Origin of the sequence: Paenibacillus sp. FSL H8-0332 (assembly GCF_037963835.1) — a bacterium.
In the GTDB taxonomy this organism is placed as follows: Bacteria; Bacillota; Bacilli; order Paenibacillales; family Paenibacillaceae; genus Paenibacillus_AQ; species Paenibacillus_AQ rhizoplanae.
Genome location: NZ_CP150145.1, coordinates 146,223 through 165,565, shown reverse-complemented (window position 1 = coordinate 165,565; position 19,343 = coordinate 146,223). Strand labels below are relative to the sequence as shown.

General features: G+C 55.3%; 16 protein-coding genes. 2 read left to right on the top strand and 14 right to left on the bottom strand.

What is annotated here, in order from left to right; translation table 11 throughout:
• Positions 1–137 precede the first annotated feature (137 nt).
• The 11 genes from NST43_RS00715 to NST43_RS00665 form a co-directional block, all read right to left on the bottom strand.
• Complete coding sequence (locus NST43_RS00715) at positions 138–773, bottom strand: histidine phosphatase family protein (protein WP_339221883.1); 636 nt, start codon at positions 771–773, stop codon at positions 138–140.
• 37 nt (positions 774–810) lie between these two features.
• Entirely contained in the window at positions 811–1,614 is an 804-nt protein-coding gene (locus NST43_RS00710) for an AAC(3) family N-acetyltransferase (protein ID WP_339221882.1), read from the bottom strand.
• A gap of 109 nt (positions 1,615–1,723) precedes the next feature.
• On the bottom strand, positions 1,724–3,307 hold the full coding sequence (locus tag NST43_RS00705) for a response regulator (protein WP_339221880.1): 1,584 nt from the start codon (positions 3,305–3,307) through the stop codon (positions 1,724–1,726).
• A complete protein-coding gene (locus NST43_RS00700; protein ID WP_339221878.1) occupies positions 3,304–5,202 on the bottom strand; it encodes a histidine kinase in 1,899 nt (632 codons plus the stop codon). The genes NST43_RS00705 and NST43_RS00700 overlap by 4 nt, the downstream gene beginning before the upstream one ends.
• Before the next feature lie 66 nt (positions 5,203–5,268).
• A complete protein-coding gene (locus tag NST43_RS00695; RefSeq protein WP_339221876.1) occupies positions 5,269–6,954 on the bottom strand; it encodes an extracellular solute-binding protein in 1,686 nt (561 codons plus the stop codon).
• Positions 6,955–7,053: 99 nt separating this feature from the next.
• The gene (locus NST43_RS00690; RefSeq protein ID WP_209994715.1) at positions 7,054–7,944 is read right to left on the bottom strand and encodes a carbohydrate ABC transporter permease; all 891 of its coding nucleotides are present in this window, start codon (positions 7,942–7,944) and stop codon (positions 7,054–7,056) included.
• Between the two features lie 18 nt (positions 7,945–7,962).
• A complete protein-coding gene (locus NST43_RS00685) occupies positions 7,963–8,952 on the bottom strand; it encodes an ABC transporter permease subunit (RefSeq protein ID WP_209994716.1) in 990 nt (329 codons plus the stop codon).
• A 260-nt stretch (positions 8,953–9,212) separates the two neighbouring features.
• Complete coding sequence (locus tag NST43_RS00680; RefSeq protein ID WP_339221873.1) at positions 9,213–12,440, bottom strand: cellobiose phosphorylase; 3,228 nt, start codon at positions 12,438–12,440, stop codon at positions 9,213–9,215.
• Positions 12,441–12,909: 469 nt separating this feature from the next.
• Complete coding sequence (locus NST43_RS00675; protein ID WP_339221871.1) at positions 12,910–14,253, bottom strand: glycoside hydrolase family 30 protein; 1,344 nt, start codon at positions 14,251–14,253, stop codon at positions 12,910–12,912.
• Between the two features lie 96 nt (positions 14,254–14,349).
• Positions 14,350–15,363: a LacI family DNA-binding transcriptional regulator gene (locus tag NST43_RS00670; protein WP_339221869.1), complete on the bottom strand. Its 1,014-nt coding sequence runs from the start codon at positions 15,361–15,363 to the stop codon at positions 14,350–14,352.
• Positions 15,364–15,415: 52 nt separating this feature from the next.
• The gene (locus NST43_RS00665; RefSeq protein ID WP_339221867.1) at positions 15,416–15,898 is read right to left on the bottom strand and encodes a hypothetical protein; all 483 of its coding nucleotides are present in this window, start codon (positions 15,896–15,898) and stop codon (positions 15,416–15,418) included.
• 299 nt (positions 15,899–16,197) lie between these two features.
• Here NST43_RS00665 and NST43_RS00660 point away from each other — a divergent pair, with 299 nt between their 5' ends.
• Entirely contained in the window at positions 16,198–17,013 is an 816-nt protein-coding gene (locus NST43_RS00660) for an HNH endonuclease (protein ID WP_339221865.1), read from the top strand.
• Here NST43_RS00660 and NST43_RS00655 read toward each other — a convergent pair.
• On the bottom strand, positions 17,000–17,197 hold the full coding sequence (locus tag NST43_RS00655; protein ID WP_209877346.1) for a YwbE family protein: 198 nt from the start codon (positions 17,195–17,197) through the stop codon (positions 17,000–17,002). The two genes, NST43_RS00660 and NST43_RS00655, sit on opposite strands and share 14 nt — an antisense overlap.
• Positions 17,198–17,269: 72 nt before the next feature.
• On the opposite strand from NST43_RS00655, the gene NST43_RS00650 reads away from it, so the two are divergent.
• A complete protein-coding gene (locus NST43_RS00650; RefSeq protein ID WP_209994860.1) occupies positions 17,270–17,572 on the top strand; it encodes a hypothetical protein in 303 nt (100 codons plus the stop codon).
• A gap of 36 nt (positions 17,573–17,608) precedes the next feature.
• On the opposite strand, the gene sdaAA is transcribed toward NST43_RS00650, so the two are convergent.
• Both sdaAA and sdaAB read right to left on the bottom strand, forming a co-directional pair.
• Positions 17,609–18,487 (bottom strand): L-serine ammonia-lyase, iron-sulfur-dependent, subunit alpha, encoded by an 879-nt coding sequence (gene sdaAA, locus NST43_RS00645; RefSeq protein WP_036732726.1) that lies wholly within the window; start codon positions 18,485–18,487, stop codon positions 17,609–17,611.
• Entirely contained in the window at positions 18,484–19,200 is a 717-nt protein-coding gene (gene sdaAB, locus NST43_RS00640) for an L-serine ammonia-lyase, iron-sulfur-dependent subunit beta (RefSeq protein WP_339221861.1), read from the bottom strand. The genes sdaAA and sdaAB overlap by 4 nt, the downstream gene beginning before the upstream one ends.
• Between the last annotated feature and the right edge of the window lie 143 nt (positions 19,201–19,343).

Genomic DNA, 19,343 nt, shown 5'->3' with positions numbered 1-19,343 from the left:
TTGTTGTATTTCGTGCAGGATTTCCACGCATGCCCCTACGCCATCCCACCCCGCCCCACGCCAAACAGGCGATGCCACATGCGCATCGCCTGTTTATCGTAACTGCACCTGCTGTGCTGCTATCCACTAACTGCTACTCAGGACTCCAGGCCGCCCTGAGCGGTTACGTAATGACTGGTATCTCCGTGCAGCACAATCTCCGGCACGCCGCCAATAATATCAATTCTGCATAGGCAGGTAGGGTGGATGTAGGGCAGATCCCACAGCTTCTCCATGGCCCGGTCTTCAAAATAAGCCATCAGCACCTTCACTACTACCGTATGGGTGGCAATGAGTATCGTGCCGCCTTCGTGCAGGTCTATGAGCTCACGCAGCTTGCCGAGCGCACGCTCCTGCACGGCGGCGAAGGTCTCGCCGCCCTGGATGCTGAACAGCGCCGGGTCGCTCCAGAACAACTGGTGCTGCTCCGGGTACTGTTCTTCCAGTTCACCAGCCTCCCGGCCTTCCCAGACGCCGAGGTTAATCTCTTTGAATTCATCATAGGCGGTTAGCGGGATCTCCCGCCCGCCCCTGATAATCTCAGCCGTCCGCAGCGCCCGGGGGCTGGAGCTGGCATAGACCGCGTCCAGATGGACGTCCAGCAGGCTCTTGCTCAGCCACTCCGCCTGCTGGACGCCCAGCGGCGTAAGCGGCGAATCCTGATGGCCCTGCATCCGCTTCTGCACATTCCATTCCGTCTGTCCGTGTCTTGTAATATACACCGTAGTAGTCATGAATTCCGATTCCCCTTTACCTGGTATGTATCGATAATTACCTGCGGCTGCGCTCCAGCCACTTCACCCCATAATCGACAATCTCCCGCTGCGGGACCAGCTGCGCCGCCGACGCTGCAATGAAGCCCTTGGCAATCCGCCCGGTCTCCTTATCAAAGTCCGCGCCAAGCTGAGCGAAATCATCCGAATTCCAGTTGTAATCACTGAACTCCACCCATTGCCGGGCACCGTCCACCAGCATCGGAGCGCCTGCGATCACTTCCTGCTTCCCGGCATAATCCGCACGGTGCTCTGCCAGATGCAGCGAGGTGTTGTTCCCATGGTCTACGCCAAGCAGCAGCACGCTTCCTCCCAGCTCATAGATCCGGGCCAGAGGCGACCGCTCTCCGAAGGCATATTCCAGGCCATGGCCGTCAATAATGACATCCCGGTGCATCCCCCAGGCGGCAAAAGAATCAATCGGATGGCTGCTGCGCCGCACGCCCCGCTGCTTGCGGAAGCAGTCCGGGATAATCCCCATGCCGCGAAGAGGTGTCAGGTCCGGGTCGTACGCCGGCATATGCTCCCGGATCTCCGGCCACCAGGCCTCCGGCACCGGCGGTCTGCTCCAGCCTGACGGATCGGTCAGATCCGCGGATTGCGTCGGCATCACCAGCGTCCCTTCCTCGCCCAGCACCTGCTCCAGCGCCAGGATCACGGCAACCGGTCCGCCTGCCACCCATTGCCCGAGTGATTTGAAGGAGGAATGCAGGAGCAGTGTCATGCCTTCCTGAACGCCCAACTGCCGGAAGTCTGCGGCCAGCATATCCACCGTAATCAGTGTTCCTTGTACTTCCTCCAATGTAAGTAACCTCCTAGCCTTTCATCTCTCCTATCATAGACCAGAACCGGCAGCGTTGCCACCCGTCCCTTCTATTTCACCCGCTATCATTCCTGCATCTGCTCCAGCCCTAAGACTCCTTATCCTCAGCCTGGCCGGGATAACGCCCCATCAGCAGCTTCGCCCGGTATTCCCCGGGGGAGATGCCCTCCAGTTCCTTGAATACCCGCGCGAACTGCTTGCTGTTCTCGAAGCCGACGGATTCGGAGACGGAGGCCAGCTTGACCCGGTTATCGGCCAGCAGCTCTTTGGCGTGGCGGATGCGGACTTTTTTGAGATACAGCACGAAGCTCTCCCCGGTATAGGCCTTGAACGCCTCGCTGAAATAAGAATAGTTGAGGGACACATAATTACTGACCATCGCCATGTTCAGCGGACGGGCATAATTCGCTTCGATATACGCCAGCGCTTCCTCCATATCGGCATGCTCCGTATGAGCGGATTTGATGCCTATAATATAATCGTTAACGCTCAGGAGCAGATGCTCAAGCGCACGGTAATAGTCGTGGAAATGGCGGAAATTATGCAGGTTGCCTACTAGGCGGTAGAGCTTCAGCACCTCCACCGAAGCTTCGCCATGCGTACGGAACACCTCATCCAGTACACGTTCATTCATACTCCGCCCTACATTCTCCAGGTAACTCAGATCCAGCCTGAGCAGATGCTCCGTCTGAAAAATAACGCCAAGCAGCGCCTTGATCTCCTTCTCCCGCCCGGTTCCCAGCATATTAAGCAGCTTCCGCAGCTCCTCCTCCGGGAGCGGGAAGCTCAGCCGTCCAGCCTGAATATCCGTATAGTCCACGAAGCTGGCCTGCGGCGATAGAAAGGTATATTGCAGCGCCCGGCAAGCCTCCAGATAACAGGTGCGGAACTGCTCCGCACTGTGACTCTCTCTGCTGATTCCGAGCAGCAGCCGCGTAAGCTCCTTGGATTCGGCCTTCTTTGCCAGCTCCAGGAAGCTCTCCCCCTCTCCGACAAGCACCAGCTTCCCGTCCCCGTCCGTCAGAATCTCCGTGAATTTGTGCTCCAGCGGTCCGCCCAGCTGCTCCAGCAGCCCCTGCACCTCTCCAGGCTTCATCCGTGTACCGTCACTGTGATGATAGTTCAGCACCCCTACTGTAAAAGGCAGCGCAAGCCCCGCAAGCTCCTCCTCCTGAGCCGCCGATACCTCGCCCTCCTGCTGCATCAGGAGGCTGCGCAGACGGGCCGCCCGCAGCTCGCGGCGGTAGCCCTCTGCTTCCTGCAACTGCTTATGGCTGCTCGATTCCCGCTCCGCCCCTTCACTGGCAATCCGCTCGAGAATCTCGAACAGCTCCTCGCGGCGGATCGGCTTCAGCAGATAATCCTTGACGCGGTAGCGGATTGCGCTTTTGGCATATTCGAAATCATCATGGCCGCTGAGAATAATCACAGCCGGAGCTCCGCCCGCCCCTGCTTCCGCAGACAGCCGCGCCAGCAGCGTAATCCCGTCCATAATCGGCATCCGGATATCGGTGATAATCACATCCTGCCGCTCCTGCTTGTACTGCTCCAGTGCCTCTGCACCGTTTCCCGCCATCGATATATTGTAGACCGACGGATATTCCCGTTCGATCATCACCTTCAGACCTTGACGGATCATTCTCTCATCATCCACAATCATCAGATTTGTCATCGCTGATTATCCCCCGTCAATAGAACTTTGGGCAGAGACATGTACACCGCTGTCCACTTCCCTGCTTCGCTCTGCACTTCCAGCCCATAGGCTTCCCCGTAAAAGAGCTGCAGGCGCTGATGCACATTGCGCAGCCCGACGCCTCCCGCCTTATAGCCTCCGCTGCTGATCCCGGAAGCATCCGCTCCAGGCTCTTCCTTCGCATAGATCGCCTCATGCAGCTCCACCAGCCGCTCCTGCGTCAGCCCCAGCCCGTTATCGCGCAGGACAATGAAGATATCCCCCTCCGCCTCTGAAAGCTCGATCTTCACAATCCGGTCCGTTAACTCTACACCGTCTGCATTCCAGGCATGCTTCACGCTGTTCTCCACAATCGGCTGCAAGGACATCTTAAGCACCTCCACTTCCAGATAAGCGCTGTCAATATGAAGCTCCAATTGAATGGTGTGTTCGAACCTGATATTCATGACCTCTATATAATTCTCGATATGGCGGAGCTCGTCTCTCAGCTTCACATATTCCCCGGTCCACTTGAAATTATAACGCATCATCCCGCCCAGGCGGGTCAGTGCATCCGAGATGGTCCGCTGGTTCTCAATTTCGGCCAGCATCTTGATATTCTCCAGCGTATTGTAGAGGAAATGGGCATCAATCTGATTATGCAGAGTCCGCAGCTCTGCCTCCTTGGACAGCGCCTGCTTATAGACCGCCTGGGCAACCAGCGTATTGATCGTATTCATGAGCTTGGAGAAATGATGCGCCAGCTCTCCGACCTCTCCGCCCCCGCTAACCTTAATACTGCCATACGGCTCGCCCCGGCGCACCTTTTTCATCGTCTCTGTCAGGCGGCGGAGATTCTTGAGAATGAATGCATTCAGCACATAGGTAATCGCCGTAACCAGGAAAATAAAGCCGATATTCACCCCGATAATCAAATTACGGGTCCGCGAAATATCCTTCATCAGGCCTTTCATCGAGACAACAGTGACCAGGGAGGCATCAATTTGCTCCACCGGCGCTTGAATCAACAGGTACGAATTCCCGTTCTCCTTGTAATCCATCTCCCATTCCCCGGTCTTGCGGTAGACGGACAGCCGCTCCTTGATCGCTGCGCTCAGCCCGGAATCAGTGGTCAGGAAGGAGTTATCTGTACGCGTGAACAGATTCAGCGCATCATCTACAATGACCATCTGGGATTCGTTATCCTGCACAGAGGTATAAGTCTTGGGCGTGAACTTGCTCAGCAGCATATCTACCTGAACCATCCCGATATGATTCCCTGCCGGAATACTGATCTCCCGCAGCACAGATACCTTCGGCTGACCTTCCCCGGCTCCTCCCGAGAAACGCTGCATCAGATCGATGTCCGTATTCTGAAAGGACCAGAGATTCCGCCTTCCTTCCAGTCTCATGGCCTGCTGGAACCAGGGCTCCATGGAGACCCGGGATTCACGGAAAATAACCGGCCACAGCTCATACACATTCGGACTGGCAGAGAACAGATACAGATGCTCGATGTTGGGGTTATTGAACTGAATCTGGCTGAAATTCAAAAAAGTAGTCGTATTGAAGTCGATCAACTCGCCCAGGGTCGGATCGTCCTCACTGATCAGGTAATCCCGCACGCTTTTATCGTTATACGCCATCTGAAGGGCCCGTTCCATTGCCTCAATCTGGTTAAGTACATGCATTCTCTCCATTTGCAGCAGATAGCTGTTCTTCTCGATTGAATCCCGCATATAGGTGTTGTTGATTTCCTTATACGAATAGAAGGACACCAGCAGGCTGGGTCCCAGAATAATGAAGATATAGGCCGCAATCAGCCGGCTCTGCAGTGACCTCCGCCCCCACCAGTAGTGGAAGGAGTGCCATAATGCTCCTGTTCTCTCTCTCATGCCCACCTCTTGAAAATAGCCCAAAAGCCCGCAGTATGCGGGCCATTGGGTCTTTTATTTAAAAACTTACATTCCGAGTTTTTTCTTGTTCTCTTCATATTTCGTCTGGCGGTAGGCATCGAAGGTTGCTTGACCTTCCTTATCCTTCTTCGCAATATATTCCGTCCAGATCTTGTCGAATTCTGCATCGGAATCAGCCATCAGCAGCTTCGGCATCGTTTTGCCGCGGAGCTGTTTCAGCTTGGTGGCAACAATGCCTTCCGGTGAGTTACCCGTAGGATCGATTAACTGGAACTCCGAAGTATTAATCGATTTGCCTTTGGTCCAGTCTTCCAGTTGCTTGAACGGCTCAACGGATTCCGGTTTCCACTGGTCGGTGATATTCGTATTCTGCATCATCCAGAAAGTGAAGGAGGAGCCGAATTGCTTATCGAAGGCTGAACGGTCTGAGTTCATGAGCTTCAACGCTTCAGGCAGGAACTGGTCCTTGCCGTCAATTGTATCATAGCTGACCCCTTTTTCGCCCAGATAAAGATCCTTATTGCCTTCCTCACTGTTCAGATAGCTGAGGAATTTGATCGCACGCGCCTTATCCTTAACATCCTTCGAGATCAGGGTTACTGTCCAGCCGGAGATCCCAGGGCCGTTCAGTGCAGGCTGATCCATCTTGGTGTTGGCCGGACCGTCTACTGCAATGTAGACCTGATCAGGGTTCTTCTGGAAAATAGTGCCGAGCTGGGAAGCAAAGTCTGTACGTTGATAGAGCATGGCGAAGTAGCGGCCCTGTACGATCTTTTCTTCCATTTGAGCACGCTTGTCAATGAAGATATCCTTCGCAAGCAGTCCGTCCTGGTTCGCCTGGCGGAGAGTTTTCATCCAGCGGACATACTCAGGGTCCGTCTCGCGGTCGTAGACCTTGCCGTCTTTTTCCCAAGGAATGTTCAGGAAGTTCTGAATGTAGCCTTCAAGGGAATCATTTCCATTCTCAGTGAACTCATGCAGACCAAGCGGAATCAGCGGCTGTCCGTTCACTTCAGGGAATTTCTCCTGGGCTGCCTTCAGGGCGCCGAGGAAGCCTTCAGGTGTGCGCATATCCGGGCTGCCGATCGCTTCATAGATATCCTTGCGGACCGCGAAGGTCTGGTTCGAAACATAAGTATCGCCATATTTTTCGTAGTCGGCAGGAGAAGAGGAAGAGTTAGGATAGCCGTAGACGTTGCCGTCCGGCTGTGTGTACCAGCCCAGCTTATCTTTATCCGAGACCTTGAAGAAGTACGGGTCATATTCCTCAGCAAGCTTGTTCAGCGGAAGCACCAGCTCGCCTTCCACCATTTTTTTGATCGCATCTTCCCAGTAGCCGAGTGTGATGAAGTCAGGCAGCTTGCCGGAAGCAATCAGCGTATTCAGCTTTTCATTCTCATTGCCGGCAGGAACGATGAAGTTAAGGTTAACGCCGGTCTTCTTGGTAATATATTGCGAAGTCGGGTCAACGCCCCACTTGTTGGCGAACCAGGCAAAGTTCAGATACCAGTCGAAGGTAATCGGTGAAGTATCGCTTTTCCAGCCCGGCTCATCAGCGTTCAGTGCAGGTGCTGCTGTTTCTGTGGCCGGTGCTTTGGTAGCCTCCGCATTCGCCGGTTTATTGCTCCCCGTTGCGTTATTGCTGCTGGAGCAGCCTGCCGCCAGGGAGGTCAGCATTAGTCCTGCTGCGAGCAGCAGACCCATTTTCTTTGGCTTATGTTTCATGACCATTTGTTTACCCCTTTTCTAGAAAATAATAATTATAAGCTCAACCCCGTTGCCCATAAGACACCCGGGCGCTGGAGGAGTTACCTGGTAGCAAGGAGATGATTAGCCCTTGATGGAGCCGATCATCATGCCTTTGACAAAATAACGCTGCAGGAACGGATAGACGAATACGATAGGCAGCGTAGTGACAACCATGGTTGCCAGCTTGATGGACTGGGAGGTTACCGACCTTGTTGCCGCGTTACCCTGGACAGCCACCATCATTGTATTGGAGCTTGACTGGGCGACTACACGGAACAGATACGTCTGAATCGGCTGCAGGTCCACATTGTTAATATAGATAATTCCGGCAAAATAATCATTCCATTGATACACGCCGTGGAACAGCGCAATGGTCGCAATGACCGGCATGGAGACCGGAAGGACGATCCGCAGGAAGATGGACCAGTCGTTGGCCCCGTCAATCCGGGCCGCCTCTTCCAGACCATCAGGAATCTCCCGGAAGAAGGTCATGAAGATAATGAGATCGAAGAAGCTGAACATCACCGGAATGATATAGACCAGGAAGTTATCCAGTAGATGAAGATCGCGGTTCAGCAGGAAGGTCGGAATCAGACCGCCGTTGAAGAACAGCGTAACAGTGCCGATCAGGATGTAGATTTTGCCGCCTACCAGATCCCTGCGGGATAAAGCATACGCCACCATTGCGGTGAAGAATACGTGGACAGCGACACCAAGCACTGTCTTGGCTACCGTAATTCCCATGGCGAGCATAATACCGGGACTTGCGAATACCGCCTCGAAATTCTTCAGCGTGATCATCCGCGGCCACCAGTAGATGCCGCCCAGCATGGCGTCGTTCCCGTCATTGAAGGAATTGACCAGCACATACCAGATAGGATACAGCGTCAGGAAGCAGACGCAGAGCATGACCAGATTATTGACGATATCAAAGATGGCTTCACCTTTGGTTTTACGTTTTAGAGCAAACATATATAGGTCCTCCTTGTCCTAGAACAGCGACGTGTCGTTGATTTTTTTGGATACCTGGTTGGCAATCAGCAGCAGAATCAGTGCTATAACCGCTTTGACCAGGGTGACCGCCGCAGAATAGGAGAAGCGGTTGGAGACAATACCAGTCTGATAGATATAGTAATCAATTACGTTAGAAGCACTGTCATTCAGCGAGTTTCGCAGGACCAGAATCTGGTCGAAGTTGGAATTCAGTACCCCGCTGACGGCCAGAACGAACAGAATGCTGATCGTTGCCCGGATGGACGGCAGTGTGACAAACCACATTTTCTGGAAGCGTCCCGCTCCGTCAATCGTTGCCGCTTCGTACATTTCCGGAGATACGCCGGCGATGGCCGCGAGATAGATAATGGCGGACCAGCCAAGCTCCTTCCAAATGTCGGAAGTAATAATAATCGTCCAGAAGTAACTGGGTTCTGCCAGATACGTAATCGGCTTGTCAATCAGGTTCAGCGCAAGCAGAATATTGTTGATAATCCCTACATCAGCCAGCCAGGTGGCCAGAATCCCGCCAAGCACAACCCAGGACAGGAAATGCGGCAGATAGGAGATCGTCTGAATAGCCTTCTTGTATCTGATGGAACGGACCTCATTGAGAAACAGGGCGAATAGGATCGGCAGCGGAAAACCGATGAACAGCTTGATTAAGCTGATGCCGAGCGTATTGCGGATGACATTCGGCAGATCCTCATCAGCGAACAGCTCTCTGAAATGCTCCAGCCCTACCCATGGAGCTTCGGCAATCGACTTGACGATGTTATATTCCTTGAAGGAAATAATCAAGCCATAAATCGGAATGTAGTTGAAAATGATCATCCAGACTACGCCGAGCAGGGCCATGGTCTGCAGATGACGCTGGGCTACAAACTTCCTCCACAGTGGTTTTTTGCGACCTGAACCGGTTTCGATTGACGCCGGAATGAACGGCCCCATGGCCGGATTCGGCTTGGTGTTACGTTTGTTCTCCATCGTATGGACCTCCAAAATACCTATCTTTATTGTAAAGCGTTTTCATCTCTATGTATTTATTGTATGCGTTTTAGGTACCCGGTAAAAGGCCTCATTTTTCGTATTTAGGGGCTCATTTTTCGGCTGGAGTAGGGGAGCCCTCCACGCAGGTGCACTTCTGCTCCTCATTTGCGCTTGCCGCCAATTCAACAATAAGACATAGGAGGAGACCCGGGCGGGCCTCCTCCTATGTCTTATTGTACTGGAATTGCAGGCCACATTTATTCCATCACCGCTCGGATCGCGGCAATCTCCCCCCGCCGCAAGGCCTCGGCATCTGCACCGCGCAGCAAGCCGCCGGTAATTACGCGCTCCGCGCCATCCCGGAAGGTCAGTGCAAGCGTCTGGATAACCGCCTTGCTGTCGCCGAAGGTATCCGCATGACGCGGATTCACATACGTCACTTCCGTGCTGCCCAGCAGCTTGAAGGAGACCTCTCCCTGCTCGTCGAACAGCCAGCCGGGAAGGGCCGGATGCAGCGCCAGCGTTAGTTCGCCATCCCGGGTAGCGAACAGGCTGCTGCCTGCCATCATCGTTCTCCACATGCTCAGGAACTCGGCCGTGGAGCCGCTCAGGCGGGCAACAAATCCCCGTCCGTGTGTATGCGGGTCAGGGTTGCCGCCCGTGGAGATAAAGGAGGAATTCTCCAGTGTACTGCGTCCGTAGACCTCCGGATCAAGGAACGGGATCAGTGACGTCTTCAGCTCACTATAGAATTCTTCATGCAGCCCCGCCTTGAGCAGCTCCAGCAAATATTTATAGGACATGTGCAGGAAGTTGGATTCCCGCTCCTGCCAGCCCGCCGTGAAGGCCCGGATGCGGCCAATATCATGCGTTTCCGCTTCCAGCGACACCGAAGTCCGGTACATGGAGGTAACCGGATCGAACAGGCCGCTTTGTTTCACTTTGTTATAGATTTCCTTGGCGGTTTGCTTATTGTCCAGGGTTTTGAGCCAACGGGTAGGGCCTTCCAGGAAATACGGCAGAGCGGAAGCCTCGAACGCCTCTACTCTGGCCTTCGGCAGTCCATAACCGCTGATTACCGGCTCTCCGGCTTCATCGGTGACCGGCTGGAAGCGTGTAGCCTCGAACCGGAAGTAGGTCGGAACCAGTCCATTGCCCATGGTCACCGCAAGCTCAATACCCTGATCCACCTTACGCAGCCACAAGGCCAGCATATCGCGGATCACCGTAAGGGACCAATCGGCGGTCTCGCCTGTAATCCCGAAGCGGATCTCTGCCCGGTAAGCCTCGCGTGCCGAGGCCACGCGGTCCCAATACAGGAATGAATCCAGTGAGCCGTCCAGCACTTCAGTTACAGCAGGGTCTACCTGCGTCAGCAGCGCCGCTATCTCCGCTGGAAGTGCCACGGCTGAAGGCAGATCCGCAGTGTTCTCCAGTGCTTCCAGCATGAATACCAGCATCCGCTTAAGCTCCAGCGTCTCGCTCATACCGGAGCCAACCAGTCCCGGCAGCCCGTTCATGGCATCATTCCAGCCCGGCTTGTTCGCCTCCATCTCAACACCCATGCCGTACGGGTCAAGAGTGGTGAATTTGTTCAGGGCCAGCGACAGCATCTTCACGAACAAGCTGGTCCGGTAGATCTCCCCATGTCCGCCTTGTGTCCGCAGCCACTGGGTATCAGAGGCCTTCCGCTTCAGCTTGTGCAGCTTCTCATCATCCTCAAGCAAGGCTCCGAATTGCCGGACCTTGCCGCCGCTGATCACATATTTCTCGCTGCGCGGCAGGACATACGCCGCACTGTCGTAGAACGCGTAGGTCTCATCCCCAAACAGCAGCTCCCCGCGGCGCTCAGGATAAATATCGAGATAGCCTTCCACCAGATCCAGATTGTACGTCCAGTGATCAGACCAGAAGCCCTCCCCGAAGGCGGCTTCAATATTCTGCTGTGACAGGGCAAGCACACCGCTGAGGAACTCCTGCTCGCTAATCTGCAGCGTAATCTGATGATCGGCAATATAATTAATCAGACTGCCTGCCGTGAAGCGCCCGGCCAGCAGCCGCTCCAGTCCTTCATCATCGCCTTCAAGCGCTCCGGCCAGCCACGCCTTAAGCTTATCCCCAGCATCCGGCAGAATCTCAAAGCTGGTGCCCTGCACACTGAGCGGATTATAGCCGTCCGCCTGAATCAGGCTGTAGAACATTTTAATGTTGAAGCTGCCCACCTTGGGATGGAAAAAGACATCATTACGCCGGTTCTGGTTCATATCACGGAAGTTACCGTTGCCCTGCGAATAATACTCCGGAGCCAGCGAGAAGAAATTATAATCCCGTTCCATATCGCCATGCTTGCGTGAGTAGAGGTGTACGACGAAGCCCTCAGCCCCATTGTCGAAGATAAACGGATACCCCCCGCGCAGTAGATTGTCGAGATACGACTGGCGGCAATAGGCATCGAATATCGGCGAGGACGTCCGGGTAGCAATATCCGCAGTTAAGTCCTCGGTCAGAGCGGCAGCTTCAAGGGCTTTGGCGGCAAAATACTCCTCACGGCACAACTCCGCCGTCCGTTCATTAATCCGGGCAATATCATTTACATGCCCGATGATGGTGTTCAGCTTCAGCGAAGCCCCCGGGGCAAGTGTTCTGGCAGTCCCACTGAATCCGCACGGCACCTTGTTGACCGGATACTGCGCCTGTGCCAGCAGCCCGGCCAGCGGAAGCGCCGCGAAGCGGTCGGGATAGGTCAGTGAAGTATTCCCGCCGAAGATCACTTCATAATCCACGATCGGATACAACTGCTCCCCTTCTCCCGTGGAGGAAAGATAGAAGTGTCCGCTCTCAATCGAGCTCATTTCCGCATCGTCATTCGTACTGGAACGCAGCTTGTAGAACGGAATTCCGTTCTCCAGGTTGAACACATCCATCCAGCTGCGGAGCAGGTTCCCCATCTCCTTATAGTTACTGTTCTCCACCCCGAATGGAAGCACCTCCGGCAGACCGTCCAGCAGTTCAAGCTCAAGCTCAGCTCCCCCGATATTCTGAATCTCCACCTGACGGACCAGCGCGGCATAATCATCCCCCGGAAGGTTGAAGTAGTGGACCGTGGTCTTCAGTCCATGTCCGGCATGCGATTCCTCAATGGTCAGTCCGTTCGGGAGAATCGTCATGATCCGCTTGGCTGCCGGGTCCGGGCGGGCCGACTGGAACGGTTCATAGATCTCCGCTGCCCCCTTCAGCTTGATGAAGGTGCGGAAGCCGGTCGATGTTACATTCTTGTAGGAGATATTGGCTGGCGAGAACTCCATGATCGGCGAGTTTTTGTCCCGCACGCCGAAGCTGCTGATCCCTTGGCCGCGGTTCACATAGAACGTCCACATCGGTATCCCCTTCAGTCCGGCAAGGCCGGGCAGGAAGCTGGCGAACGGCTTACCTTCATGGAACTGCTCGATGATAAATTTACCTGAATCAAAATAATAATTGCTCATATTTACTCCTCCTAAAATATCAATGTACGTATTCATTACGCGGCTGTGCTTCAGCAAGAGTGCTGCGGAGCGGCCCCTATAAGCCTTGCTGAAGGTTCCGTAGAATAGAATGATGCGAGTGACTTTGATACATCCGCTCGTGTATGAGTGATTGCGTTAGCAGTGATTGCATTTTGTGCACTAGAATTTGTCTAGTTGCGCTTCTGGCAGCCTTCTGTTGTATTTCATACAGCAGATTTCCGGCTTACTGCCCTATAATGCCGTTTTCGCAGAATTCTACTGTACATAGTGCAATAGATCGCTAATGTAGGCGGGAATAGGAGGAATCTAGTGTACAAAATACAATCGTCGGCACCCGGAAGCTGCCATGCTTTCAGACTCACATCATTCCGCCTAGCCCACCTATCACAGCCTCTACTCCTGCAAGCATACTCCGCCGTCCCAACCCTCTTCCTCTTGCCCCGCAGGCCTAACCCTGCCTAATCAGATGTGTCGCAATAGAGTGCGCAGGCAGGCTGCATTCGGCGGTTTCAGTGCCCAGTCCCAGCGTCAGCGTACGTGCTTCCCCGCCTTCGTTCATCAACACCACAGCGAGACTGCCGTCCGGATTGCGGAACGCTGCGGCCAGCACATCTGCCGCTGCCGAATCCATGCCGATCCGCACCGCACCCGGAGCGATGAATTTGCTGAAATGCCCGATGTAATAATACGAGCTGTTGTAGTGGACCTCGTCTGTAGCCGTATCCGCAATCACCGGAGCATCGCAGAGATTGCCCACATGGTTCGGCCCGCCCGTCTCATCCAGCACCAGATTCCAGTCCAGATACCCTTCCGTCCACGCATTCAGATCGCCAATCATGTTCCGGCCGTAGCGCTCTCCTGTGAACCATTCCCCCAGCCGAACGCCGCCCTCCTGGCAGCCTTCAGTGAAGAGTACATGCTTATCCGGGAAAAGCTCATGCACCTGCTCCACGTTGCCGAACTCCTCGCCGCCGTACCAGTGGATACCGGTCCCCCAGACATACTTTGCAGCTTCCGGGTCCGACAGAATCGGGGTCACGCGCTCGACCATAATATCGCGGTTATGGTCCCAGATCACGATGTTCACATCGCCCATTCCGGCTTCGTGCATCACGGGGCCGAGATGGTTTTTGACAAAATCACGCTCTTCCTCAGCACTGTACACGCAGGAGTCCCAGGTCTGCACCGCTGCCGGCTCATTCTGCACAGAGACAGCCCAGACCGGAACGCATTCCTTGCGGTAGGCCTCGATGAATTTGGTATAGTACTGTGCCCAGACCGGCGCATACTCCGGCTTCAGCGAGCCGCCGTTGTTCATCTCCCCGTTGGTCTTCATCCAGGCGGGCGGGCTCCACGGGGAGGCCAGCATGCTGAACGGTCCGCCCCGGACCTTCATGGCATCCTTAATCAGCGGCAAAACCCACTTATGATCACGCGAGATATCAAAGGTCTTAAGCTCCGTATCCCCATCCTCCACATACGTATAATTGCCGAGTGCGAAGTCGCAGCTATGGATATGCACACGGCCCATACTGTAATTCAGCCCGTCTACCGGATCGAAATACCGCCGAATGACCTCTGTGCGCTTCGCCGGACTCATCCGGGACAAGGTATACGCCGCTGCTTCAGTGAACGCGCCGCCAAAACCAATAATGGTCTGGAACGCCTGCTCCGGGTGCAGCACGATATCTGCTTTTGCCGCTGCGCCCTCTGCGCTAAACTGAATGCCATCCTTGGAACTCAGGCGATCTCCTGTATCTTTTGCGGTGACTACGGTTTGAACGGTGAACATGTCAATCACTCCTCTTCGAATGGTGAAAACGAAAGAAATCGAAACCGGTTTCGATTTTGCCAAAAAAAAAGGTATTCCTGAATGAACGCACCTTCATCACATGCGCGGCGGTGCGCAGGAATCCCTCACAATAATCTCCACAGGCAGCACAAGCGCTTCCTGAACCGTACCTGGACCGTTCATAGATGCCAGCAGCAGCTCCGCCGCCCGGGTCCCCAGCAGTCCGGTATTCTGGCGTACAGTGGTCAGCGCAGGCGTGACGTATCCGGCAAGCTCAATGTCGTCATAGCCCATCACCGAGACATCCTCCGGCACCGCAAGCCCCTGATCCTTAGCCGCCATGACCGCACCCAGGGCCAGCAAGTCACCCGAAGCAAAAACAGCCGTCGGCCGCTGCGGCAGGGCCAGCAGACGCTTCATTGCAGCATAACCATTCTCCAGCGCGTAGAAGGCTCCCTGGACCACATATTCATCCGGCACCTCAAATCCCTGCTGCTCCATCGCCGTTCTGTACCCCAGCTCCCGCTGCTGTCCCGGATAGGTGTTCCCGCCTCCCGAGATATGGGCAATCCGGCAGTGTCCAAGACTAACCAGATACTCTACCGCCTGCAGGGCACCCGTCATGTTATCCGAACAGACTGTATGCGACAGCTCCGTCTCGAAATCGAGCACCACGGTCGGAATATCACTCTCGAGCAGCTCCCGGAAATACGGGTCATCATAATCAGAGAGGAACACTACCACCCCGTCGACGCCGCGAATCCGGCAGTTCTCCAGATATCCGCTCTGCTTGCCGCCGACATCCTTCGAGATGAACATGAGGGCATAGCCCTTGGCTACGGCAACCTGCTTGAAGCTCTCAATCACTGCGCTGAAAAAAGGATGGCGGATTCCCGCCCCCGTGTTCTCCACAAACAGCACACCGATGGTCCAGGACTTCTTGGTCGTCAGTGTACGTGCATGCGCATTGGGAAGATACCCCATCTCCCGGGCGGTACGCAGAATCTCCTCACGCGTCTTCGCCCGCACATCGGAATAGTTATTGAACGCCTTGGACACTGTGGTTGGTGAGTAGCCGGTCCTTTTGGCAATATCATAGATCGTAGTCATTTCCGGTTCACTCCCGCAGCTCAATGTAAGCCCTTTTATGTTCACTGACATTCTAACTTCTTTCGGGACGGCCGTCCAGCATAAAATATCTTTGGACCTCAGGCAGCAGCGTCACGATCTGAATCAGCATTCCCAGCGACATATAGAACACATGAATCAAGCTGACCCTGTTCCACATGTAGGTCTGCGCCATAATCCAGATAATCTGGCCGAAGCCGATATAGAGCGAAAAGCTCCAGGCCGCATGCCGTTCCTTAAATGGTGTCAAGGCGTAGCTCCAAGCCCACTGCGGCTGCTTCCAGAGGCCGTACAGCACGAGCAGCGGGAGCATGCCGAATACGAACAACAGCAGCAGCCCAGGGACAGCAAAGCTGTGAAAGGGCATTCGTACCATTGCCGAGACCGGCATGCCGAGCAATTCTCCGCTGGGATCTGCCAGCAGCGCCAGCCCGCCTGCGATAGCCCCCAAGCTCAAAAAACCTTGAAGTACAACCAGCACCTTAACAGCGACTGGCATTTTTTTAGCTGCGTTCATCCTCATTCCTCATTTCAGGCACATGTTTTCCGGCTACGGATTAGGGCTATTTCTGGTTAGCGCCTATGCTTTATTGAGATTTTACAGATTTCTCCTCAAGATTGCCGGGAAAGAAATCACACTCCGGAAAATTTACATGATGTGCCTGCTGTGTGAATGTCTGCGGTTTACGCTATACTAGTATCAATTAGGACAACTACTGACATCAACGGACGCATGCAAGTATATGTACTTATCATTCACAATACAGAAGGGATTGGATGGTTGCGGCTTAAGGGCCGCTTCTGCCAAGTACACTTATGACTGAGACCACAACTCTACCACCATCCAAAAAATGCGCGTACTGCCATCAGCTTAAGCCGCTCGCTGAATTCCGCAGGCGCACAGGCAAGCGCGCCAAGGGCGTGTCCCGGCGCGGAGCGTGCCGGGAATGCCGCAAGCTCCGCGAGGCCGAAGCTTCCTTGCCGCCAGTGCATTCAAGCGTAGCGCCTGCCCTGCCGGAGCGCCAGGCCAGACCGGCCGGCTCCCTCAAGCAGCACAATGGGCCGGTCTCTATCTCCGGGGCAGCTGCGCCCGAGAAGGCTAAGCCACCCATAGTCCAGCCCCGTCCAGCGTCCCGGCCGGAACGTGCCCGGGACGCTAGAGGCAGCGCGGGCACAGCCGGCCTTAAGGGCAAGGCGCGTCCCCGGCATGCCGCCGAGACCGGGCGCAGCCTTCCGCAGCAGCGCGGGCCGAAGCCCGATCCGCAGGATGCCTCTGCCCTGATTCCTTCGTCCAAGGGCATGATTCTCATGCGCGGGCACAGCGATAAGGGCCGCCGCTGGCATCAGGAGATCGACCTTGAGCTTGCCGTGACGCTGGTCAAGGAGCATGCAGCCATCGTCGTGAACCGGCGTACGATCCGCCGCATATACAGCAACAAGGACTTCCGCGCCTATATTTTGACGCGGGACAACTATACCTGTTATTTCTGCGGCCAATACGGGGATACCATCGATCATCTGCTCCCCCGCGCCAAGGGCGGGCATACTACGCCGGACAACTGCGTCTGTGCCTGCAATTTATGCAATCAGACGAAGGCCGACCAGTTAGTGGAGCAATTTATGAGCCGGTAATGTTCTTGACCCGTCCAACCTGGCCGTCCGCCAGCCGCACCTTGATTCCGTGCGGATGGCGGGGCGAGTTGGTCAGGATGTCTTTCACTGTGCCGTGCGTGAGCTTGCCGGTCGCCTGATCCTGCTTCAGTACGATGTCTACCTGAATGCCGGGGCGGATATCCGCTCTTACTTGTCCGTTCATAATACACTCTCCTTCCGGTAATATTTGCGTTATATATCGTCTACTTCCTCTTACAGATAAGGATGAACAGCCATGGCTTTTGGAATCAACCGGGCGGAATTAACCCGCTGGAAACAGGCCGTCTCCGCAGGGGAGATTGCGTTCCTGACCCATTACTGGATCGATAAACGCTACCCTGAGATTACAACAGTCACCAAGGTGGGCTGCAGCGATCTGCCCCGCCTGCGGGAGTGGTGCAAGAAGCACGGTCTCCCGGCGCGGTATATTCATAACCGCCAGCCGTTCCCCCACTTCGACCTCATGGGCCCGAAGCAGGCGGAGATTCTCCGGCAGGAGGGCTTATGGGAGCACCTGGAACGCTTCCGTATGCTCTGATGAACGGCAGACTGCGGAGCGCCTGTGACCGGGCGGTTATTTCGGGTTCCGCAGATCCTTCATAATCCGGCGGCCGGTCGGGGTCTGGGCCAGCCCGCCCCCGGCCGTCTCCCGGTGCTTCTCGGGCATCGCAGAGCCAACCTCCAGCATGACCTTGATCACTTCATCGGACGGAATCACGCTGCGGACGCCGGCCAGGGCCATATCCGCCGCCGCCAGCGCCGTAACGGCACCGAAGCCGTTGCGGACAATGCATGGAATCTCCACAAGTCCGCCTACCGGATCACAAATCAGCCCCAGTGTATTTTTGAGCGCGAGACCTACCGCATGTACAGCCTGTGCCGGAGTCCCGCCGCGCATCTCGGTCAACGCTCCCGCCGCCATGCCGATCGCTGAACCCACCTCAGCCTGACAGCCGCCTTCCGCACCCGATACAAAAGAATTATTAGCAATAACATACCCTATCGCTCCAGCCGCGAACAAACCAGAGACCATATAATCATCGTCCCAGCCGAAGCGCTCCTGACAGCTCAGGAACACACCGGGAATAATCCCACAGGAGCCGGCAGTCGGTGTGGCAATAATCCGGCCCATGGAGGCGTTCACTTCAGAGACGGCAAGGGCATACGCCATCGCCTGGCCTGCCGGTCCCCCGAGACAAGGCTCATCCGCTGCATTATAGGCGGCCACCCGCTGGGCATCCAGCCCTGTCAGGCCGCTGCGTGAGGTGGTGTCTTCGGTCATGCCGCGCTGCACCGCTTCCTTCATGACCCCGTAATACTCGCGCATGGTGGCGAATTCCTGCTCCTGAGAACGGCCGGATTCGGCGCTCTGCTCCTCAAGCATTAGAGCGCCGATTCCCAGCTCCCGCTCCCCGCATAGTACAGCCAGCTGGCTGAGTGTTTGAAAATTCATGTTGTGATGTCCTTCCCCTTCTGTGTCTGTTCTTGTGTATTGCCATTCAAATCGATTACCTTGACGCTCTTCACTGCCGGAAGTGCCCGCAGCTTCTCCAGCAGCTCCGCCGTGGCTGGCTCATCCAGCTCCAGCACCGTTAGGGCTGCGCCGCTGCGGTTCTTCCGGTCCAGTGACATATGTCCGATATTGAACTGGCCCTCCCGCATAACATCCGTAACACTGGCCAGCACACCCAGATAATCCATATGCTGAATCAGCACCGTCGGGTACATGCCGGTCAGCTTCACACTGAAGCCGTCAATATCCACAATCTCAATATTGCCGCCGCCGATGGAGGTGCCGGTTAGGGTCATCTCTGTCCCGCTCTCCCTGCCTGCAAGACGCAGACGGACCGTATTGGGATGGGGAAACAGCCCCGTTCCCTGACCAAAGGAGATGCTCATCCCGGCTTCGGCCGCAAGCTCAATGGAATCCGGCAGCCGGTGGTCGTCCGTGGCGAAATCAAGCAGGCCTCCGGCGATCGCCCGGTCTGTCCCGTGTCCCTGATAAGTCGCGGCAAAAGAACCAAAGAACGTAACCTCGGCCTCTCCCGGCAGCTCACCAAGCACCTGCCTTGCCGCCCGTCCGATCCGCGCGGCTCCCGCTGTATGAGAACTGGAAGGCCCGACCATGGCCGGACCTATAATTGAGAATACATCTTTAAATCTCATAGTTCTGGTCTCCCGCTATCTGAATTCGGCCATGTACAGCGAATGATGTAAGGATGTCCATCCGTTCATTGTACAGCACCTATATATTATACTGCGTCCGCACCAAAGCTACACTATTACATGAATTGTGACCTATTATCCGC